General features: G+C 49.4%; 18 protein-coding genes. 2 read left to right on the plus strand and 16 right to left on the minus strand.

Translation table 11 applies throughout. From position 1 onward, the window contains the following. Positions 1–16 precede the first annotated feature (16 nt). The 6 genes from HP570_RS21980 to HP570_RS22005 form a co-directional block, all read right to left on the minus strand. The gene (locus HP570_RS21980; protein WP_173627134.1) at positions 17–1,090 is read right to left on the minus strand and encodes an NAD(P)H-dependent flavin oxidoreductase; all 1,074 of its coding nucleotides are present in this window, start codon (positions 1,088–1,090) and stop codon (positions 17–19) included. Between the two features lie 35 nt (positions 1,091–1,125). Next, on the minus strand, positions 1,126–2,160 hold the full coding sequence (locus tag HP570_RS21985; protein WP_173627135.1) for a VOC family protein: 1,035 nt from the start codon (positions 2,158–2,160) through the stop codon (positions 1,126–1,128). A 205-nt stretch (positions 2,161–2,365) separates the two neighbouring features. Continuing rightward, positions 2,366–3,397, minus strand: coding sequence for a FecCD family ABC transporter permease (locus tag HP570_RS21990; protein ID WP_172141692.1), 1,032 nt, complete (start codon positions 3,395–3,397; stop codon positions 2,366–2,368). Positions 3,398–3,399: 2 nt separating this feature from the next. Beyond that, positions 3,400–4,455: a FecCD family ABC transporter permease gene (locus HP570_RS21995; RefSeq protein WP_015892731.1), complete on the minus strand. Its 1,056-nt coding sequence runs from the start codon at positions 4,453–4,455 to the stop codon at positions 3,400–3,402. Between the two features lie 128 nt (positions 4,456–4,583). Then, a complete protein-coding gene (locus HP570_RS22000; RefSeq protein WP_173627136.1) occupies positions 4,584–6,176 on the minus strand; it encodes an AraC family transcriptional regulator in 1,593 nt (530 codons plus the stop codon). A gap of 129 nt (positions 6,177–6,305) precedes the next feature. After that, positions 6,306–7,280 carry an ABC transporter substrate-binding protein gene (locus tag HP570_RS22005; RefSeq protein WP_173627137.1) on the minus strand — a complete coding sequence of 325 codons (975 nt, stop codon included), beginning with the start codon at positions 7,278–7,280 and terminating at the stop codon, positions 6,306–6,308. Positions 7,281–7,554: 274 nt separating this feature from the next. Between HP570_RS22005 and HP570_RS22010 the strand changes: the two genes are divergently transcribed. Both HP570_RS22010 and HP570_RS22015 read left to right on the plus strand, forming a co-directional pair. Beyond that, the gene (locus HP570_RS22010) at positions 7,555–8,511 is read left to right on the plus strand and encodes an ABC transporter substrate-binding protein (RefSeq protein ID WP_173627138.1); all 957 of its coding nucleotides are present in this window, start codon (positions 7,555–7,557) and stop codon (positions 8,509–8,511) included. A gap of 300 nt (positions 8,512–8,811) precedes the next feature. Then, on the plus strand, positions 8,812–10,278 hold the full coding sequence (locus HP570_RS22015) for an AraC family transcriptional regulator (RefSeq protein ID WP_254495414.1): 1,467 nt from the start codon (positions 8,812–8,814) through the stop codon (positions 10,276–10,278). Between the two features lie 49 nt (positions 10,279–10,327). Here HP570_RS22015 and HP570_RS22020 read toward each other — a convergent pair whose 3' ends face one another. The 10 genes from HP570_RS22020 to HP570_RS22065 form a co-directional block, all read right to left on the minus strand. Continuing rightward, positions 10,328–11,116, minus strand: coding sequence for a DeoR/GlpR family DNA-binding transcription regulator (locus tag HP570_RS22020; protein WP_173627140.1), 789 nt, complete (start codon positions 11,114–11,116; stop codon positions 10,328–10,330). A 25-nt stretch (positions 11,117–11,141) separates the two neighbouring features. Further along, entirely contained in the window at positions 11,142–12,305 is a 1,164-nt protein-coding gene (locus tag HP570_RS22025; RefSeq protein ID WP_173627168.1) for a saccharopine dehydrogenase family protein, read from the minus strand. A 19-nt stretch (positions 12,306–12,324) separates the two neighbouring features. After that, positions 12,325–13,443, minus strand: coding sequence for a 2-aminoethylphosphonate--pyruvate transaminase (gene phnW / locus HP570_RS22030; RefSeq protein ID WP_173627141.1), 1,119 nt, complete (start codon positions 13,441–13,443; stop codon positions 12,325–12,327). After that, positions 13,440–14,234, minus strand: coding sequence for a phosphonoacetaldehyde hydrolase (gene phnX, locus HP570_RS22035; RefSeq protein WP_173627142.1), 795 nt, complete (start codon positions 14,232–14,234; stop codon positions 13,440–13,442). The genes phnW and phnX overlap by 4 nt, the downstream gene beginning before the upstream one ends. A gap of 3 nt (positions 14,235–14,237) precedes the next feature. Continuing rightward, on the minus strand, positions 14,238–15,947 hold the full coding sequence (locus HP570_RS22040) for a putative 2-aminoethylphosphonate ABC transporter permease subunit (protein ID WP_173627143.1): 1,710 nt from the start codon (positions 15,945–15,947) through the stop codon (positions 14,238–14,240). A 5-nt stretch (positions 15,948–15,952) separates the two neighbouring features. Continuing rightward, a complete protein-coding gene (locus HP570_RS22045) occupies positions 15,953–17,002 on the minus strand; it encodes a putative 2-aminoethylphosphonate ABC transporter ATP-binding protein (protein ID WP_142498619.1) in 1,050 nt (349 codons plus the stop codon). Between the two features lie 17 nt (positions 17,003–17,019). After that, positions 17,020–18,096, minus strand: coding sequence for a putative 2-aminoethylphosphonate ABC transporter substrate-binding protein (locus tag HP570_RS22050; RefSeq protein ID WP_173627144.1), 1,077 nt, complete (start codon positions 18,094–18,096; stop codon positions 17,020–17,022). A 223-nt stretch (positions 18,097–18,319) separates the two neighbouring features. Beyond that, the gene (locus tag HP570_RS22055) at positions 18,320–19,012 is read right to left on the minus strand and encodes an aspartate/glutamate racemase family protein (protein ID WP_173627145.1); all 693 of its coding nucleotides are present in this window, start codon (positions 19,010–19,012) and stop codon (positions 18,320–18,322) included. Positions 19,013–19,018: 6 nt separating this feature from the next. Then, on the minus strand, positions 19,019–19,906 hold the full coding sequence (locus HP570_RS22060; protein WP_173627146.1) for a sugar nucleotide-binding protein: 888 nt from the start codon (positions 19,904–19,906) through the stop codon (positions 19,019–19,021). A gap of 53 nt (positions 19,907–19,959) precedes the next feature. Continuing rightward, on the minus strand, positions 19,960–20,991 hold the full coding sequence (locus HP570_RS22065) for a Cfr family 23S rRNA (adenine(2503)-C(8))-methyltransferase (RefSeq protein WP_173627147.1): 1,032 nt from the start codon (positions 20,989–20,991) through the stop codon (positions 19,960–19,962). Between the last annotated feature and the right edge of the window lie 57 nt (positions 20,992–21,048).

Here is a 21,048-nt window from a genome sequence, read left to right on the forward strand (position 1 = left end):
GTAGCGTGGCGTGGCTTCATTGCCCCAGATTGCTGCAAATTCTCGTCGTCTCCGCTGCCAGCTTTTCAACGAGCTCACTCGCGCTGATTTCCTGGCTGAGTGGAGCTGCCTGCCCCGCCCACATCGACATGTACGCACGTTGCTGCTGCTTGCCCGCTGCTGCTCGAATGTCTTTCGTCAGGGCATTTTGTACCGGATAGGTCGGGAGCTCGTGATCAAGTGGGGCGAGCGTTGTCATAAACTCATTTTGAATGCCTCTTGCCCATTTTCCTGAGAAAGCACGTGTCATCACGATAGACTCATCTCTCGTCTCTAGAATGGCTTTCTTGTGCAGGGCATGTGCTCCGCTCTCCTTGCACGTCAGAAAAGCCGTTCCAAGCTGTGCCGCCTGTGCCCCGAGCGCAAGTGCTGCTGCGATCCCTCGCCCATCCATAATCCCTCCAGCCGCGATTACGGGTATCTTGACTCGATCTACGATTTGCGGGACGAGCGCCATTGTTCCAATCATATTGCTTGGTGAATCCGGCAAAAAGGACCCACGGTGCCCGCCTGCCTCACTGCCTTGAGCGGCAATCATATCGACTCCGCTTGCTTCCAATGCAATTGCTTCACGAACGGTTGTCGCTGTTCCGATGACAGTGATTCCCCGCTGCTTCAATTCTGCCAGCAAGCGATGATCCAAAACACCAAAGGTAAAGCTGAAAACGGCAGGCTGTTCCTCCAGGACGACAGCCATCTGCTCAGCAAACGGCTCTGTAAATTGCGTCACCTGCGGATTATGCGGGATGCCCAATCGATCTCGCACATCATTCATTGCCTGAGCAACGCCTTCTGCGATCGGCTGGTCAGCATCGAAATCTTCCGGGATAAACAGATTTACGCCAAACGGTTTATCCGTTAACGCCCGAATGGACTTGATCGCCTCACGAATCTGCTCAGGAGACATATAGGCTGCACCAAGCGTTCCGAGTCCCCCTGCTTCTGAGACAGCGGCTACCAAGGCAGGTGTGGTCGCTCCCCCTGCCATTGGCGCCTGAATAATCGGCCATTTCAAATGGAAACGCGAAGTGATCGAATTGTTTGTCCACATGGCTTTCCACTCCTCAACTTTTTGAACAAGCGCTTTTATTGTTTATCAGTTGATTGGTCATCGATGTGAATCCATTCAAGAAACTGAGCCAACACCCGGGCCGTTAACCCCCAGATGACACGCCCGTCCACCTCGTAAAACAAATGCTCGACTGTCCCTATTTTCCACGGATATCGCTTGCCACCCGGGATCAGATGATAAGGAAAATCCTCTTCGGGCTCGGACATGACAGTGGAAAGATACTTCGCTGGCTGTGTTGCCAATAGACGCTCGAGTGGAAGGATAAAGACCTCTCCGACCTCGTCTGGATTCGGCTTCATCTCTGGTATTCCTTCCACGTATCCAATAAAGGGCGTAATAATAGAGGAGCCTGGCCCAATCACCTGATCGAGCTCGCCTAGATAATGAATTTGATCAAGTGGAATCCCCAGCTCCTCGCTTGTTTCCCGAGCAGCCGTCGCCCAACGGGATTCGTCGCTCTCCTCAGCTCGCCCTCCCGGAAAACAAACCTCGTTCGCCTGTCTCCGCATCGTACTGGCTCTTTTTTCAAATAAAATGCCTAGCTGGTTATCAGCCATTTTGACGAGCGGAAGCAAGACGCTGTATGCGCCGCTCGTCCCACGTTCACGTTCTTGCAATCTCTTGGAGATCTCCTTGATGGCAGGAGCAAGGGAATCCTCCCCTGATTCCTGTGGCAAGTATTGCGAGACCTCGATTAAATTTTGATCCGGATCACGAAAATACACCGAACGAATTGGCCCGATGGCCCCTGTTTTTTCAACAGGACCTTCCACCAAATGGACGCCGCATGTATGGATATGCTGGATGACTTGTTCCAGTGGAAGTGATGTGATAAGACACAAATCAGCGGAGCCTGCGACTGGATGCAGTGCTTTTGGCTCCCATTCTTGTCCGATTTGATGCAAATTGATTTTTTGCTGGCCGAAGTGCAAAGCCCTCCTGCCGTCGCCAAAGGTAACTACCTTCATACCCAGGACCTTTTCGTAAAAGTGACAGGTTGCCTCGATGTCTTTTACCGTCAAAACCAAGTGGTCTAATCGATCGATCATATGCCTTTACTCCTTTTTGTCCCGATACATGCTCATGCTGTTATTATAACAAACACAAGGCGGTTGCTTCTTCTCCCCCATTGTCCTCCAACCTCTCCCTCTTTTCAATTCCCAAATTGCCTCGTCCTCACTTCGCTATATACAAAACGAGCGTCTCCCCCGTAACTCGTCGGGAAAACGCTCGCTATATTCACCATTTGCGAAACTATGCTTTTGAACGTGCTAACAAGTACAAGAAATACGGAGCACCGATAACGGCTACAACGATCCCAGTCGGAATCTCTGACGGCTGCATGATCCAGCGTCCGATCGTATCTGCCACGATGACCAGGAGCGCACCCGCCAGCGCAGATGTAGGCAAAAGCATCTCATGTTTTGGCCCCACTAGTCTTCGAGCCAAATGCGGACCGATCAGCCCGACAAAACCGATGCCTCCACTCACTGCTACGCAGGAAGCGGCAAGCCCGACAGCAGCAGCCAGCAGCTTCAATTGCTCTTTGGCAACCGGTGCACCCAAGCCTTTCGCCAACTCTTCTCCCAAATTGAGCACGTTCATGACGCGTGCTTTGTAAAAAACATAGGGAATTAAAATGGCGATCCAGGGCAAGAGCGAAAGAACGAACTTCCAGTTGGTCCCCCAGATACTACCTGCGAGCCAAGTCGCCACGAACTGGTACTTGTCCGGGCTCAGCTTCAGCGTCAAGACGATCATCGCGGCACTCATCCCAGCCGCCACGGCAATCCCCGTCAATATGATACGGGTCGGAGACAATCCCTTGTGTCTTTTATAAGACAATACGAAGATCAGCGCTGCTGTCACGCTGGCCCCAAGCAACGCCAACACTGGCAACAAAAAAACAGGTGCCGCAGACGTTGAAGGATAAAACGAAATGAACAGCATCACCATCAAGCCAGCACCAGCATTGATCCCTAAAATACCAGGTTCAGCCAACGCGTTGCGGGAAATTCCTTGAATAATACAACCGGATACGGCAAGTCCTGCCCCAATCAGGAGGGAAATGACAATCCGCGGCAAGCGGAATTCAAACAAGATCAGACTTTGTTTGTCTGTTCCAGAACCGATTAGCGTCATCAGAAGATCGCTTGGTGACAACCTTATGTAGCCTGTGTTCATACTGATGATAAACGCGATGAAAATGAGGATAGCGAGTATCGTCATAACCGCAAAGGCTCTATTTCTTTTGCGGGTTTGGTAATGGGAAACCATCTGCTGCATCATTACATCTCCCTTCTTTCTTTACGCGCCAAGTAAAGGAAGAACGGTACACCGATTAGTGCAATAAGTGCCCCTAACGGTGTCTCATACGGGGGATTTACCATTCTTGCGGCCAAATCGGCGAATACGACGAGCAAGCTGCCCAAAATGGCTGAGCAAGGAATGATCCAACGGTAATCGACCCCAACCAAAAAGCGGGTCATATGTGGAACGATCAATCCAACAAAGCCTACAGCGCCAACAACAGCGACCGCAGATCCTGCCAAAATCAGGACGATGATCATGCCTGCCAGTTTGACTAATGCCGTGCGCTGCCCCAATCCTTTTGCCACATCTTCTCCAAGACTGAGCATCGTGATGGAACGCGACAACATCATCGCCCCAATAAGAGCTGCGACAATCCACGGAAACATGACTTCAAGCTGAAACCATTTGGTTCCCGCCACACCGCCTGCATACCAGAAGGCCAAATCCTGTCCGATTTTAAAGTAAAGCGCAATCCCTTCGCTTAACGCAGACAATAGGGCGGTCAATGCGGCACCTGCCAAAACGAGGCGCACCGGAGTCAAGCCGCCTTTTGCCAATGAACCGATCCCGTAGACCATACCTGCCCCTACGCCAGCACCCAAAAAGCTGTAGAGAATCAGATACATGAACGGCAGACCCGGGAAAAAAGCGAAGCAAAGTGCCAAAACAAATCCGGCACCTGCGTTCAGACCGAGCAATCCCGAATCTGCCAACGGATTGCGTGTCATCCCTTGCATGATGGCACCTGCAACAGCGAGGCTAGCCCCAACCATTGCACCGCCGAGTAATCGCGGCAATCGAATCTCCTGAATAATTTGATGTTGGGTAATAGCAGGATTAAATTGAAAAATAGCTTCCCATACGACAGCAAAGTGGATGTCGGCTGCTCCGAATGACACAGACAAAAACATCCCCAGTATTAATGCGAAAACCCCGCCGGTCAAAATGAGCGTCGCTGCCCAAGGGCGAGAGCGAAACGCGACCGGCTTTCCGTTATTCCCCTCATTCAGGGAATGTGCGTGTTGACTCATACGTGCCACCTTTTTTCGTTAGTTTGGAGCTGAGTTGTTGGTGATATTGATTCTTATTATCATATATGAATTTTAGGCGAAGCATGAAAACAGTGTCAATGGACAATTGCGTGCTTTTCTTTGTAGATTTACGCTAATACTTTTCGGACATCGTCGACCTTTTTTCCGTTGGCGATTACACCGTGATTCATCCAGGTCATGAAATCCACCTGGTACGCCCGCTTGCTTTGGACAGCAGGAAGCGATTGCCACACGGGATGGTTGAGCTGTAGCTGTTCGGCACCTGTTTCTCCCTGATGCCATCTGTCAAAGGCGAAAAAAATATGATCAGCATCCAGCGTAGAAAGTTCTTCCCACGATACCCCTTCTCTCACCTGCTTGGCGAATTGTTTTTTTACTAGTAGGGCCGGCTCCATTTCCAAATCTTGAAACAACACCTGCGATGTGTAATTTTTCTCCACGAGGATTTGATCGGCCGAGATGCGCAAGAAGGCTACCTTCTGCCCTTTGAGACTGCGTGCCATTACATTTTTGGCAGCTCTTACTTTTTGTTCATACTGCTCGATTGAACGCTCCGCCAATTCACTTCGGCCCAACCGATCACCGAGGGTGTGCAATGTTTTTCGCCACTCCGGTCCGAACTGCCGAATCACGCATGTTAGGGCAATCCGGGCACATTGGGCATACACATCCGCCTTCCAGCCTGTACACTCCCGAAGCATAATGACATCTGGGGCTTGACTGGACAAGAGCTGCACGTCATCTGTCAGCACATCGTACGTCGGTACATCATGCAGGCCCAAGTAGTCCTGCTGTCCCCAATATGTATGCGCCCATTGAACAACGGGTCGAATGCCAAGAGCCAGCAAATAATCCTCCATATAAAGAGAGACGACTCGTAAATCATCCCGATGAATGTTGCGATATTTTCCTGGCGCGAGCCCTACCCGCTGTTTAAAACGACGACTGAAATAATACTCGCTGTTGAATCCGACGTTTTGGGCAATCTCGTTGATCCGATCACCTGTCATGAGCAGGAGTTGCTTCGCCCGATTGATCCGCAGCTGATTCATGTAATCGAGTGGTATTTCTCCCGTCATTTCCTTGAAGAGCTGCGTATATCGCCAACGTGGAACATTCGCTTCCTGTGCTAGCTGGTCTACGGTCAGCGGCTCTTGAAAGTGTTTTTCTACATATTCAATCGAACGTTCAACTGCTCTCCTCGGGTCCAACCTTGTTCTGCCTGGTACATTTTGCTGGGCCAAAACACATAGCAATTCCTCAAACCGCACGTGATTATAAAATCGTTGCAGCGCCTCCGTGGCCTCGCGATGCTTGTAAATCTCCGCAATCAATTCAACGACACGTGAAAAAGGCGTGCAAGTCAACTCCCCCATACAGAAAAAAGCCTCGGAAGCTTGTTCCTCCATCGGAGCTCTCGTGTGGACGACACGAAAAGTAAAAGAATAGTAGTCGAGAACGTGACCCGTGCAACTGATCCGAACGTTCTGACGCGGTGCTGCAATCCAGCACCGCTCCCGAGTGAACCGATATGTCGACGATTCGATTTCCAAGAACCCTTCTCCATCTGTTGCTATAATCATCATGTAGTCTTCCGGCTCTAGATAGTCCTGCCATCTTTCCACATTGACCTTTTGGATGGCCGTCATGGCAAAGAATGATGGTGGAGATAGCTTGGCCCCGGATGCTTCGTTATTCATCTCCCTCATCCTTATCGTGAGAATGATTATCATTTTTATTATAATGAGTTAACACCCCGACGACAAGCTCCACCAATAAAAAAAGAAAGCGCATCAACCGATATGACGCGCTTTCTCTAGTAAACTCGATTACTTTACAAACGCTTTGACCAAATCGTCTGCCTTCTTCATATTGGCCAGCATGGCACCAGATTGCCAATGTGTCCGCTCCATTGGGTAGACATGACCATTTTTCACAGCAGGAACGGATTTCCAGATGGGGCTCTCCAAAATCTTGAGCGCATCCTTGTTTTCTTCGGAAGTCCACGTACCGTTCGACGGGAACACAATAATATGGTCCGCATCGATAGCCGGGATGGCTTCTTCAGATAATACCACGTGGGTTTCCTGATTTTTGGCAGGCGCATACGGTGTAAGGCCCAACTCCTTATACAGCATGCCTGTGTAAACATTGCCATCTCCGAAGAGGGCTAAATTCGGCTTATTTCCCACGTTCAAACGAATGACAGCCACTGTTTCATTGCCAATTGCCTTTTCCAGCTTTGCCTTGGTATCCGCAATTTTCTCATTGTACTTTTGGATCGCTACGTCTGCTTTTTCTGGAACGCCTAACACCTCGGCGATTTTCTTGAGTCTGCCAATCGTATCGTTACGGAGCTCATCGGGCAGCTTGTATGTAGGGGCTACCTTGCTGAATTCCTCGTATTTCTTGGGATCAGCATAGCCATCCACAATGATGATATCCGGATTGACTGCAAGTAACGCTTCCATACTTCCTGTAATATCAAAAAGCGGCACGTCCAGACCGAGGTAATCCTGTTTGCCCCACGCCGGGTGATACCACTGGATAACCGGGGTCACACCCAGTGCTTTCAAAAAGTCCTCCTGATAAATTGCCGCTACCCGCTCTGGCTTTACCGGAATTTCCACATCACCATAGGCGTCCTTCACCACTTTCGTTTTCGCAGCGGTGTTCTCTGTCGATGCTTTCTGCTCAGTGGATGTTGGCTCCGCTGCTTTTTCTGCACACGCAGTTAACACGAGCATCATGATCAATAATAATGCCATCCATGCCAATCCTGCTTTCCGAACCGTTCTGACCATCTTTCTACCCTCTCTCACAACTGTTGATGATTATTCAATTGATTTTCATTCTCATCTTTTCGCATCCTGATCATATGTGTTTCCTCTCTGTATGACAATGCATTTTCTCCATTATTTTTTGTCCAAACTCCACAACTTTTCGTGTGAAATCCTTCCCTTTGTACAAAATCAATGATGCTTATCTGACGTTTGTCCATTGAGTTGGTAAGATACATCTGATAATGATTATCATTGATAGCAAACAGATTCAAACGACTACTGGAGGAAAGCGGAAATGAAACACATGCGCAACATAAGCGGAACGCTAGGAATCTTCGTACTGGCTGGCAGCTTGCTCATCGGATGCAGTCCATCTGCTTCGCAAGCAACGAGCACAGCGAGCAGCGAGGCAAGTCAGAAAAGCCAGACGCGCCCATATACGGATTATCTCGGGCATGCAAGCACCATCCCGGTCTCCCCTGCACGAATCATCTATTCCGGTGAGACCTTTGGCGATATGCTCGCGTTGGGCGTGAAGCCAATTGGGGGATTCGGGTACACCAATCAAATCTTTGAAGACCAACTGCACGATGTCGAGAATGTCGGTTTTCCCATTAATCTCGAAAAGGTCCTGGAATTACAGCCCGACCTGATCATCTATGCAAATACCGAAGAAAAAGAATATGAACAGCTAGCCAAAATCGCCCCTACCGTCATTTTTGATACATTCGCGCCATTGGAAGAGCGGATGACCCAGCTCGGTGATATTCTTGGGAAGCCGGAGGAAGCTACGAAATGGCTTGCCGATTACAAGCGCCAATCGGAGGAAATGTGGAAGAAGCTGAAGGAGTCTGGCAGCATGAAAGAAGGGGAAACCGCCTCTGTCTTTACCTATTATCCGGGGGATCGGCTGTTTGTCATGGCAAGAACAGGGCTTTCCCAAGTCCTTTACGATACAAACGGATTCAAGCCCACCGCGCCCATTCAGGGAGTACTCGATGCACAAAAAGGATTTGAGCTCATTTCCGTGGAACGTTTGCCCGAAATAGCGGGAGATCGTATCTTTATTCTGAATACGCCGAGCGAGGAAGCTGAGAAATCTACGCAGGAGTTGCTAAAATCACGCGTCTGGAAAGACCTCCCTGCTGTGAAAAACGGGTACGTCTACTTTATCGACATCGAAAAATCTAGCAGTGATGCAACAACAAGAGAGTGGCTCCTGCAAAAAATTCCTGAAATCCTAGCCAAATAATCTATCATGTCCGCCTGAATCGAACACAAGAAGCTTTTCAATCATTGTTGAAAAGCTTCTTTCTTTTGTAGACGAATGATAGAATGATAATGATTCTCACAAAAAAGGAGGAAAAAACCGATGCTTCACTCTATATCACCTCATCCTCCGCTCGGTTCCCTTCATTTTCAGTTGTGTAAAGTAGAGAGGTCGGCTAATCCTTCACCCACTCCTTTCCATACCCTACTCTTTTTCAAAAAAGGGTACGGTAGCCTCCGTATTCACGACCAAACGTTTAGACCTTTGGCAGGAAAGTGTTTCTTGCTTTCACCGTCTACTCCTTTTGCTATCGAATCCTTGTACGACAGCGCAATTGAGTGCTATCAAATCTCATTTACCGTCATCTTGTTCGATGCAGACAATAAGCCCCTACCGTACCCATACGAACTGCTTGATGGCCGTATCGAGCTGTCCGCTCACCCTTCTGCTCAGCTCTTGCGCTTATGTGATGCTTTGCTCTTGAGCAGTTCCACTTCTTCTGAATTGGACAGCTTTTGGCAGCAATTGCGGTTCCAGAAGCTGCTCGGATTTTTGCTAGAGCAAAATTTATCTTCTACCCATATGCCCAACAAGAGCAAAGAGGTGGAGAACAGCATTCGTTATATCCAGCAAAATTATCAAGAGAACATGACGGTCAAGCAGTTGGCACAACTGGCCAATGTGCCGTCGTGGCAGTACACGCTGCTCTTTCGCCAGTTGACGGGTAAAAAGCCTTTGGAATATTTGACAGCGCTGCGTATTTATCAAGCGAAAAAGCTGCTGAAAAGCTCAACCGATTCATTGCGGGACATCGCCTCGCAGGTCGGCTTCACGGATGAGTATTATTTCAATCGTCGCTTTCGAAAAACGACCGGTTACACGCCAAGGCAATATTCCAGGCTGACTCAACGCATGGAGCTCGTGCGGGACTGGACAGGGCATGAGGTAGAGATCCCCCTTCAGCCACAACGCATTATTTATATTGGGGAGACGTTTAATGATTTGCTCGCGCTCCATGTGGAAAACATCGTCGGCGGGAATTTTACCTGGATGGAACGAACGATCTATCGAGACAGAGTAAAACGCGTGCAGGATATCGCCTTTCCCGTTGATTATGACCATTTGACGACATTGAAGCCAGATCTGATCATTTTCGCGAACGCAGAAGAAGACAAATACAAGCAGATGAGCCGGATTGCCCCCACGCTCACGTTTAATTCATTTGCTTCGCTGGAGGAACGATTGCATACACTCGGAGAATGGCTGGGGAAAAAGGACGAGGCGCAAGAATGGCTCAGGAAATACCACATGAACGCTGCCACTATGTGGAATCAGCTCCGCTCCGAGATTGTGCCTGGTGAGACTGCCTCCGTCTTTATCCATGAGCATGGCGGGCGTCTGTTCGTAATGGGCACTTCAGGACTTTCCTCCGCCCTCTACCATCCGAGCGGTTTTACTCCTGTGGATAAAATTCAAGAAGTACTGCAAGCGGGCTACGGCTTTATCGAAATTCAAGAGAAGGACATCCACCTGTACGCAGGCGATCGAATCTTTATGCTACTGTCCGAAGAACCCGAATCGCGTCAGGCTACTGCCGCATTCATGCAAAGTGATAGGTGGAACAGTCTGCCTGCCGTTCAACACGGCTTTGTCTATTTTGTAGAAGCGCAAAAATGGAATGGCGGCGCTGCCCTTACCAGAGAGAGATTGCTGCATATGCTGCCTTTTTGGTTACAGCATTCTTCTTAAAGCAAACAAGCCAGCTTCCCTGTCGTGGGGAACACTGGCCTGTTTGCTACTACTCCTCTGCTACCATCCATGCTACATTTTTTGCTTGGAGTTCTTTATTCCATTCTGCTGGTGCTGCCATATCGCTGATCACGATATCGACCTCTCCCAAGTCTGCGATCTTGCACAATGTGCTGACCCCTATCTTGGAGTGGTCCGCTAGCACAATGCTTTCATTAGCATTTTCGATGAAACAACGGGCGAGTTCCGTTCGATCCGGCTCATAGCAGGTCAAGCCTTTATGGAGCAAGATGCCGTCTGCCGCGATAAACGCCTTGTCTACATAAAATTGTCTCATCATCTTCTCTGCATAGGTCCCGCTGACCCGATGATGCTTGGCACTCACTTTCCCACCCAGAAAGTAAATGTCTGCCGCAAGCATTCCATTGTTTTGGTACTCGATTAATCGATTCAGCGCCGTGATCGAGCTAGTGAGGATCGTCAAATCTTTTTTCGTCACGAGAAAGTTGATCATTTTCAGAGTCGTTGTTCCTTCATCGATGACAATGGTATCGCTGTCTTGCACCAAGTCTGCTGCCAACCGTCCAATCCGTTTCTTTTCTTCCGCTCGCAAGACTTCTCGAGCAATATGAGAAGGCTCAAAGCGCTCCACTGTCAGCTTTACTGCCCCGCCATAAACCCGCTTCAGCTTTTTCTCCGCTTCCAGCTCTTCCAAATACCTGCGGATCGACTCAGACGAGACTTGCAGCTTTTTTACCAGTTCATTGGTCCGCACCTTGCCATTGGAATTGATCAACTGCAAAATGATTTGCTTACGCTCTTCCCCGAACAACGACACGACGAATGTCCCCCTCTATCGTACTTTACGTCATTTCGATTTTCTCTCCATGGATGTAAATCTGACGTTTTGCCAGCTCGTGAAAAATCACAGCCGGATCAAATGCTTCTTCTGGTGTGATGACACCAGTAGCTTTTACGTTTCCTTTTGCGATCTGCTCAGTCGCAATCGCCAGCGGGATTCCTACGTTGCGGGTATAGGCGCGCAGCCCAGCCCAGTCAGCTACAGAGCCGTCAGATGCCGGATGTGTATGGTACAGGACGTGTCCTACTTTGCGACCGTCCTTGGTACCTGTTACCTCGACATGAAGCGAATACCCGTATAATTCCGTCTCTTTTCCCTCCCTAGAATTGTAGAGGTATTGGGAGATACAATCAAGGATTCCCACCTTTGTTTCCCCTACTGTGATGAGGTCGTTGCGTAAAAAGCCATAATCATAGAGGGCTTTGACCAGCTCCATGTTTTGCTTCGGCCATGTTCCGCGCACCTCGATCAGCTTTACCCCTTTTGGAGATAAAGCCTGTGCCAGCGTCTTCGTTTCTGCATGAGGAATGATGTACTGAATTGTTTTTCCATACGGCTCGGGAAGCTTTATTTCGCGTGGGCGAGCAAATGGCGGGACTTGAATAAATTCCCCATTTTCATAGACGACGCGCCCTGGCAAGTCTGGATCATACTCATAGGTCGTCGTCTCTGTGATCGATTTGGAAAAGGCAATCGGACGAAAGGAACCGTGGCTGACGCGGACTTCGTCGACTTCATCGAGCTGGTTTGCTGCATGCATCGCCATCATTTGGGTCAGTCCAGGTGTCATGCCAAAACCTGGCAGGCAGGTCTTCCCATGATCGCGGAAGATCGCGTCTGATGCGTTTTCTTCCCCAAAACCGTTCAAATTGATGCCATGGCAGCCAGCCTCCGCAATCGCAGCAGTAGACAGACCGTTCAGTGTGATCGTGGTTCCGTCCATAACGATGTCGTAACCGCGCATTTTTTGGACCGTATCCGCATGATCGCATACATTTACCGGAACAAAATCTACGCGTGGATCGTTCAGCCACTCGACTACCTTGCGACCTTCCTCTTCATGAAAATCGCCGATCGTGATCTGCTCAAAATCTGAATGCATCACGAGATCGAGCACGGCTTCTCGACAAATATTTCCCGCTCCACCCAAGCAAAACACCTTCATCACGATAGCCTCCTGTTATTTACTCCAGCCAGAAACGATTGTTTTCCATTGCGGTGATTAATCTCTCGATATCCTCTGGATAAACCTCTCCGATATTGCCAATCCGAAACGTGTCCGCTTGCGAGATTTTACCCGGATAGATGACGAAGCCTGCCTGCTTCAAACGTTCATACAGCTTTGCGAAGGTGAATGCCTCACTTTCGGGATAATAAAAGGAAGTGATGAAGGGCGATTGCGATTCTTTTGGCAACAGGATGCGAAAACCGATGCGCTCCATGCCTTCTGCGAGTAGCTGCTGATTTCGCTGATAACGCTCGTACCGTTTTTCCACTCCGCCCTCTGCCTCAAGCTCTATCAGTGCTTGGTAAAAGGCTCGCACGACATGAGTCGGAGAAGTATAGCGCCACTTTCCGTTTTGCTCCTCCATCGTCTTCCACTGGCTGTACAAATCGAGGGACAATGTACGGGCGATCCCATTGCATTTGATGAGCGCCGACGTTTTGGCAATGACAAAGCCGAAGCCAGGCACGCCTTGGATGCATTTGTTCGCGCTTGAGATCAAGAAGTCAATCGAGAGCTCTGCTGCATCCATTGGAATGCCACCGAAGCTGCTCATCGCATCTACGATATAGACTTTTCCGTATTTCTTGACGACTTCACCGATTTCTTTGATGGGATTGAGCATGCCCGTAGTCGTTTCTGAATGCACGACAGCCACATGCGTGATCGTTGCATCCGCCGCTAGTTTCTGCTCCAATACCTCTGCATCGGCTTTTGTCACTTCGCCAAAATTAATGACCTCCGCCGGGATTCCATGAATTTGTGCCATTTCCACGATCCGATCCCCGTATGCACCATTCGTCAGGACGAGCAGCTTGCCGTCTGCGGGAATCGCACTGCTCACCACCGCTTCCACACAAAAGGACCCGCTGCCTTGAATCAAAACGCTCGTATAATCCTCTACCTGCGTAGTTGCCAATCGGACGAGCTTTTGGCGGATTGCCTGTACCAGTTCATTGTAATCGCGATCCCACGTGCACCAGTCCCGCAGCATCGCCTCGCGGACGGTTGGGGAAGTGGTCAATGGTCCAGGTGTGAGCAACAAGTACGGATTATCGGTTGGTCTTGTCTGATTCATGGTCTCTCTCCTTCTGCATGACGCATCTCGATCTTTTTCAGCACCTCATCCAAGCATCCGATCTCCTCGATCACGTAGTGCGCACCCGCTGCCATCAGCCGTTCTGTTGCGATAGCCAGCCTTTTACCCAGCTCTTCCTGTGGCATGCTCGTCACTTCCTCCAAGGACAGACCGAGCTCGCTTCCACCCTTCAGAACGCCAACGGTCCACATTCCGGCGTTTCTGCCTTCTTTCATATCGCTCGTTGTATCACCGACCTTGACCATCTCGTTCATTGGATATACGTCCAGCAGGATCGCATTTTGATAGCACATCCATGGATATGGACGTCCAGCAGGCACTTCACTTGGGGTGATCAGTACGTCCGGCTCGTAGCCCTGTTGTTTAGCCGATGCTGCTACCACATTCATCATTTCTCTTGTGTAGCCTGTGGTCGAGCCGATTGTGAAGCCCTGCTCACGCAGACGTCCTACCAATTCAATTGCTCCCGGAACAGGAGTGGCATACTCGTGCAGCGTAGCCATCAGCATCGGTTCGAAGTCAGCGTACAATTCGTCCACATCCGCTTCATTCGGAAGTCGACCGTAACGCTCTTGCCATAGCGCTGCTACCCGCTCCATTTTGCAAAGCGCCTGGATATGATCGCGTTTGAGCATCCCCATCGGTTCGCGTGCTTCTGCTGCTGTCAGCTCGATCCCCCGTTTTTTGAACACCTGTAAAAAGACAGCTAAAGGAGCGAAACATCCGTAATCTACCATCGTTCCTGCCCAATCAAATACTACTGCTTTCATGCTTTATGCCACCTGACCTTTCTCTTGATAGGACCCTGTTGTCCGCTTGCGAAGTTTGGATGCGATCCATTCTGCACCAGCACGTGCGAGGATATTGAGGAAGACAATCAATACCGACATCGCTGCTGCCGGAGCCACATCCCCGGCGTCATCCATGTTCACGATGGAGACAGATGCCAATTTGAAATCGGCTGCGTACAGAAAAACAACCGCCGAGATCGTCACCATCGAGTTGATGAAAAAGTACACCGCCATCTCGACAATTGCCGGCATACAGACGGGAATCGTGACGCGCCACAATAGCTTTGTCTGCGGGATCCCCATGGATTCTGCCGCCTGCTCGAACTCGGGATCGAGCTTTTTCAATGCGCTCGTTGCTGTAATAAAACCAACTGCGAAAAAATGAATAACGTTCGCCAAAATCAAAATCCAGATCGTTCCGTACATACCGTGAAATGGATTCGCCGGATTATTGAAGAAGAAAATGTACGCTAGCCCAATGACCATCCCCGGCAATGCCAGCGGGAGAATCGACAGGAAGTATCCAGCTTGGCGAAGCCCCTTCCACACTTGGGACTTTTCTATGGTGTAGGCCGTAATAAACGTCACCGCCGTCCCGATCACTGCCGTCAGCAAGGCGACGAGAATGCTGTTCCACAGTGGCTCGATCCCTTCCCCAGCTACGTTGGAAAAGTCATAATGATCCAAGCCGAAAGTCAGATTGTACGGCCATACTTTGATGAAAGAAGCTAGTACCACCGCAGCCATGAGAAGCAGCAAAAATCCGCTGACGCTCAAACAAAGAATGAAGTAAAACGTGTCGCGCAAACGATTTTCCTTAATTCGATACGGTTTGGACTTGGCTGTTACAGCCGCATGCTGCTTTCGCTCAACAATCCGGTCCACGACAAACGCTACGAGCGCAGGAATGATCAATAGCAGCCCAACCGTTGCGCCCATCGTCATATTTTGCTGACCGATGACCTGCTTGTAGACGTCTGTTGCCAGTACGGAAAACTGTCCGCCGACAACCTTTGGTGCTCCGAAGTCAGTAAACGAGAGAGTAAAACAGACAAAGCAGGCGCTGACGATACCGTATTTCACACTGGGAATCGTCACTACAAAAAACTTGCGCAAATGGTTCGCTCCGAGCGTATCCGCCGCTTCGTACAATTGATAGTCGGCAAAAGCTAGGGAAACAGCGAGAATCAAATACGCTTGTGGGAAAACATAGACGATCTCCGCCAAAATAACCCCCACTGGTCCGTACAGATCGATGTCCCATTGAAACGGGAGCAATCCAAAGATCCCTGTCGTCACCAGCCCTTGATTCCCAAAAAGGTAGGTCAGGGCGATTCCGTGCATCATCGTGGGCGCAAACAGTGGCAGCAGCGCGATCGCCCGAAAGACTCGTTTTCCGCGAATCCCGCTGCGCGTCAAGGCATACGCGAATAAAAAAGCGAGTGTGACTGCAATCAGCGTGGTCATCCCAGAAATATACAAGGTGTTATTCAGCGACCCTGCCAGTGCTGGGGTGGAAAAGTACGTAACGAAATTGTCCAGGCCGATGAACTGACTGTTCTTGTTATAGAATGCTTTGGAAAACAGCTGGCCAAGTGGCAACAGGACACTCGCTGACAATCCAAGAACGACAAGGCCGATGAGCCACTTTTGCAGGGCTTTTCCATCGAAGATCGATGTCATTTCCTTCATGCTGCTCACTCCTGTTCCTCTATGGTTGGCGCATGCTCAAATGTCAGCAAATTCTCTAGCGGAAACTCCAGCCACATCTTTTTGCCTCGGGCAATTCCAAGTCTTTGTGCCTCGGCCGCTATTAAATCGATTGTCAGAAGCTCTTTTTTTATCTGACCTTCCTCTTGCCACTCCAGAAAGATTCGGTAAAAAGCACCGCGAAATTCTATTTCGGAAATAGTCGCAGGCATGGTGCATTCGGATTCTTGCTGCAAAAGCCGCACATGCTCCGGTCTGATCGCAAGTAAGCGATTCGGATCAGATTGCGCATTTTCAAAGCGACTGTACTCAAAAAAGTTGATCGCTCCGATAAAATCAGCAACAAACGGAGTCGCTGGTCTGTTATAGATCTCCTCGGGTGTACCTACCTGAACGACCTCGCCGTGATCCATGACGACGATCTTGTCTGCCATGGTCAATGCCTCATCCTGATCATGGGTAACCATCACTGTTGTCATGCCGTACTGCTCATGCAAACGCCGAATCTCCCGGCGCAGCTTTTGTCTTACCTTTGCATCCAATGCGGATAGTGGTTCATCTAAAAGCAAGATATCCGGCGATAGTGCAATCGCTCGCGCCAAGGCAATTCGCTGCTGTTGACCGCCTGAGAGCTGGCTGGGATATTTGGCGGCGGCATGAGACAAATCAACCATGTCTAGCGCCTCTTCTACTTTGGCTGCGATCTCTTTTTTCCCTAGCTTCTTTTCTTGCAGGCCAAAAGCAATGTTTTCGGCAGCCGTCAAATTGGGAAACAAGGCGTACGACTGGAACATCATCGCAATGTTTCGTTTTGCAGGAGGCAGAGAAGTAATCTCCCTGCCTCCCAGAATCATCTTGCCTGTTGTCGGCTGTTCCAATCCAGCCAGCATTCTCAGTAATGTTGTTTTACCGCAGCCACTGGGACCGAGCAGACAAACAAATTCATTCTTGTCAATTTCGATGGAAATGTGCTCCAATGCGGCAAACAAACCAAAGCGTTTACTGACCCCTTGAATGGATAGATAGGATTGTGTCATGCTGTTCTCCTCGCTGCTTACTTGGGTTCACTCTTGGTCGCGTATCGTTTTTCCCACTCCGCCAAGACGTTGTCGCGATTTTTTGCGGCTTGATTCAGGTCGAGCTTGATTAATTGCTTGATCGGATCTACTGCGTAGCCTTCCGGGAGTGTCGCGCCTTCTTGCTTGACACTGACGATGGCGAAGTTCTGATTATAAGCTTTCATGACTTCATCCGAGATAGCCCAATCCAAGAACAGCTTGGATTCTGGCTTGATTTGACTCTTTTTCATCAAGGCATTCGCCTCTACATCCCAGCCGGAGCCTTCTGTTGGAAAGACGACTTCCACTGGTGCGCCTTTTTTCTTCTCAGTAATCGAACGGTAGCCAAAGGAAATACCGATTGGATACTCTCCCGATGCGGCCATTTTCGCTGGCTTCGAGCCGGAATGCGTGTAGATCGCCATGTTTTCATGCAGCTTGTCGAGATACGCCCAGCCTTCTTTCTCTCCTTTTAATTGCATGATTCCGTTGACGGTGAGAAGCCCAGTTCCAGAAGATGCTGGATTCGGCATCACGATCAGCCCTTTGTACTCCGGTTTGATCAGGTCTTCGTATGAACGCGGGATTGGCAAATTGCGTTTTTCCAATTCCTTCGTATTGACCGCGATCGCAGTCTCCCATGCATCGATTCCTACCCAGCTAGCAGGTTCCTTGGAATCCTTAAACTCCGGGGATACCTTCTCGATACCTTTCGGCGAATAGCTTTCGAGCATGCCTTGCTGTTCGAGTACAAGCAGGCTTGTCGCTGCTGTTCCCCATACGACGTCTGCTTGTGGATTATCTTTTTCCGCCAGCAGCTTTGCTGTGATGATCCCTGTAGAATCGCGGACGATATTGACCTTTACATCTGGATATTTCGCTTTGAAGGATTCCAAATACGTTTTGATCTGGTCATCCTCCAGCGCCGTATACACTGTAATCTCACCTGAGGCGTTTGTACTTTCCTTTGTGGAGGTTTGTGTGTTTGGTTGTGACCCTGGTGCTTGTCCACATCCTGCTAAAAACGCGATTGATAGAACGGAAGCAAGTAAAGGATAATGCCATTTCTTCATGAGAACCTCTCCTCTTTGCGGAATGTTCATTTCTTGGTTCCTACGACACCAATCTTACGGGGAAAATATTAAGCGGATATGAACGCAACGTAAATTGATTGTTTTTATGTGTTTTTGGTTGTGTTTTTTTGGTTTCATAAAATACGTTTGCACAAAAAAAGACTGAGTCATCCATTCCAGTAGCAAATGGAATGTACTCAGTCTTTTATTTTTTGCCTTTGATCTACCGCAAAGCAGCCTCCACAGCCGCCTCTGCATGTATCGCAGTCGTATCAAAGACCGGAACCATGCAATCTTGGGCTGTGATCAATAGACCGATTTCCGTGCAACCGAGGATGACTGCCTCGGCGCCTTCCTTGACCAGTCGCTCAATAATCGCCTGGTATGTACGCTTAGATTCTTCGCGAATGATCCCGACACACAGCTCCTTGTAAATAATCTCATGGACGAGTGCTCGCTCTTGTTCATCCGGTAGCAATACCTCTAATCCATGAACATCACGCAGACGCCCTGTATAGAAATCCTGCTCCATCGTAAATCGCGTCGCAAGCAGTGCCACTCGTTTATGTCCGTGGTTCGTGATCGCTTGCGCTGTCGCATCCGCGATATGAAGAAAAGGCAAGCTGGTCGCTTCCTCGATGGCATACGCCAGCTTGTGCATCGTATTTGTACAAAGAACGATCAGGTCGGCTCCTGCCGCTTCGAGGCTTTTCGCCGCAAGCGCCATCCGCTCGCCGGCTTCTTCCCATCGTCCTTCTCGTTGCATTTCTTCGATCTCGGCAAAATCAACGGAATACAGGATGCTTTTTGCCGAATGCAAACCGCCCATCCGCTCCTTGACGGTTTCATTGATCAAACGGTAGTAGACCAAGGAGGACTCCCAACTCATGCCGCCAATTAATCCGATTGTTTTCATTGTTCTCTACTCTCCTTTGTCGTTAGCGTTGCTATTTGCGCTTTCCCATCCCACCTGACGAAAACGGGTCAGTAGCAGTTCTTGCGCCTTTTTCGTCCGCAACGAAGTATCCAACGGAATCACTCTTTCCAGCGCCTCCGTTTCTGTTAACAAGGTTTCTTTTACACCATCAGCATTCAACCCTAATGCTAGAGCCATCTTTTTGTAAAAAGAATAATAACTCTCTTTCTCTGCTGGGCCTAGATGTAGGGTTCCAAGGTAAGAACCATGCAGCAATTCGTGGATGGCATTCCCCACGTCTTCCACATGGACAAACGACTTGTACAAATTACCTGACCGGCTTATTTCTCTCCCAGCTTCCAGATCTGCACACATCGAAGCGACGCGTTTATCCCATTGCCCAACCGCATTGCGACCATAGATCGGACCCACTCGCACGATGACATGATTGGGATGCCGCTGGCGAATTGTAGCTTCCCCACGTATTTTGGCATTTGAATAAGCAGCTAACGGATTTCTCTCATCTAATGGCTCGGGCTGATCTTCTTCCCGATAATAGCCAGTACCTCTTCCGAAGACTCCGTCTGTGGAGATGAAGATCAATTTGCTCTCTTCCGGTAACTGAGAAAGCAGAACATCCAAGCCTTTTTCTATTAGCTCTTGTTCATCTGTTGCACTCATCAACGCCCAAATGACAACATGCGGTGAAAACTCTTGCAGTATCGCTGAAAAAGAAGGGGTGTCAGTCACGTCGACCCGAAGCAATTGATGGTCAGCTTGTGCAGAAAAGCATGTACCTATCAGATCAATGGCATTATCCCGCAAAAGCTCCTGATAGATTTGACTTCCCAAGTAGCCGCTAGCCCCCATCAACAATACGCAGCGTTTCTCCATGGCATGTCCCCCCTTCACCACTTACCAATTCCATTATGATCCAATATACCACATTATTCAGAACGGTATAACTGGCCGCATGCCGCGTTTATGTCCGATCCGAATTGAGTTCGGACCGTGACGCTTATCCCCCTTGACTTCAAGATCCGAACAAACGCTTTAATCCGCGAAGGATCGGATTGCTGATAGCTGTCTGGCGTAACTTCGGTCGAATTGAATGGAATCAGATTAACGTGGTAGAGATGTTCCCAAGATCCCCTTCCCCTTAGCAACTCGGCAACTGCTTCCGCATGCGCTGTCGAGTCGTTTACTCCACGAAGAAGAATATACGCAATATATACCTTTCTCCCTGTTTCCCTGATGTGACGATCCAATGCCATCAGTACGTCGCGGACTGGGAATCGGTCGTTGATCGGCATCAGCTCGCTTCGCTGATCGTCGAACGGCGAATGCAGCGAGAAGGTTAGATTGACCTGGGGAAACTCCCGAGTCAGCTTGTCGATCCCCGGCAACAGGCCGATCGTGGAAATCGTAATTCGTCGATGTCCTAAACCGAAGAGATACGGGTCGGTCAATATCGTCATGGCCTCAAAAATATGAGGGTTGGCGAGCGCTTCCCCCATGCCCATGAATGAGATGCTGTCTAAAGAGTGGCCGTTCAAACGAAAGTACAGCAATTGGTCGGTAATTTCGTCGGCGGTCAGATTTCGTTTCAGACCAATGGTACCGGTAGCACAAAACTTGCACCTGAATCCGCAGCCGCACTGTGTGGAAATACAATACGATTTCCACCCCCGCTCATAAGTAAGTCGTACGGCCTCGACCTGTTCGTCGCCCGGAATCGCAAACAGCACCTTGCTAACCTGTTTCGACGTGAGCTCCTTTACCGGAGCGATACTGCAAACGTTCGGCCCAAGTACCCGGTTCAACTCGTCGCGCAAAAATTTGGGTAGGATGGTCATCCGTTCGTATTCGCCGATGTTTTGCTTGAAAATGGCTTCCATAATCTGAGCATACCGATACTCGGGCTGCTTGCCTTCGGACAGTATTTGCCGAATCGTTTCATATTTCGAGGTTAGTTTCATGTCTTCTCCTTACTGCCGGAGAAACCATATAAAGCAACCGTCAATTGGCGCTATGAT

Origin of the sequence: Brevibacillus sp. RS1.1 (assembly GCF_013284365.1) — a bacterium.
Taxonomy (GTDB): domain Bacteria; phylum Bacillota; class Bacilli; order Brevibacillales; family Brevibacillaceae; genus Brevibacillus; species Brevibacillus brevis_D.

Excerpts from the sequence above, each read along its gene's own strand:
- HP570_RS21990 (WP_172141692.1), bottom strand. The coding sequence starts at position 3,397 with ATGCAGCAGATGGTTTCCCATTACCAAACCCGCAAAAGAAATAGAGCC.
- HP570_RS22005 (WP_173627137.1), bottom strand. The coding sequence starts at position 7,280 with ATGGTCAGAACGGTTCGGAAAGCAGGATTGGCATGGATGGCATTATTA.
- HP570_RS22010 (WP_173627138.1), top strand. The coding sequence starts at position 7,555 with ATGAAACACATGCGCAACATAAGCGGAACGCTAGGAATCTTCGTACTG.
- HP570_RS22025 (WP_173627168.1), bottom strand. The coding sequence starts at position 12,305 with ATGAAGGTGTTTTGCTTGGGTGGAGCGGGAAATATTTGTCGAGAAGCC.
- HP570_RS22045 (WP_142498619.1), bottom strand. The coding sequence starts at position 17,002 with ATGACACAATCCTATCTATCCATTCAAGGGGTCAGTAAACGCTTTGGT.
- HP570_RS22040 (WP_173627143.1), bottom strand. The coding sequence starts at position 15,947 with ATGAAGGAAATGACATCGATCTTCGATGGAAAAGCCCTGCAAAAGTGG.
- phnW (WP_173627141.1), bottom strand. The coding sequence starts at position 13,443 with ATGAATCAGACAAGACCAACCGATAATCCGTACTTGTTGCTCACACCT.
- HP570_RS22050 (WP_173627144.1), bottom strand. The coding sequence starts at position 18,096 with ATGAAGAAATGGCATTATCCTTTACTTGCTTCCGTTCTATCAATCGCG.
- HP570_RS21995 (WP_015892731.1), bottom strand. The coding sequence starts at position 4,455 with ATGAGTCAACACGCACATTCCCTGAATGAGGGGAATAACGGAAAGCCG.
- HP570_RS21985 (WP_173627135.1), bottom strand. The coding sequence starts at position 2,160 with ATGATCGATCGATTAGACCACTTGGTTTTGACGGTAAAAGACATCGAG.
- HP570_RS22060 (WP_173627146.1), bottom strand. The coding sequence starts at position 19,906 with ATGGAGAAACGCTGCGTATTGTTGATGGGGGCTAGCGGCTACTTGGGA.
- HP570_RS22000 (WP_173627136.1), bottom strand. The coding sequence starts at position 6,176 with ATGAATAACGAAGCATCCGGGGCCAAGCTATCTCCACCATCATTCTTT.
- phnX (WP_173627142.1), bottom strand. The coding sequence starts at position 14,234 with ATGAAAGCAGTAGTATTTGATTGGGCAGGAACGATGGTAGATTACGGA.
- HP570_RS22065 (WP_173627147.1), bottom strand. The coding sequence starts at position 20,991 with ATGAAACTAACCTCGAAATATGAAACGATTCGGCAAATACTGTCCGAA.
- HP570_RS21980 (WP_173627134.1), bottom strand. The coding sequence starts at position 1,090 with ATGTGGACAAACAATTCGATCACTTCGCGTTTCCATTTGAAATGGCCG.
- HP570_RS22055 (WP_173627145.1), bottom strand. The coding sequence starts at position 19,012 with ATGAAAACAATCGGATTAATTGGCGGCATGAGTTGGGAGTCCTCCTTG.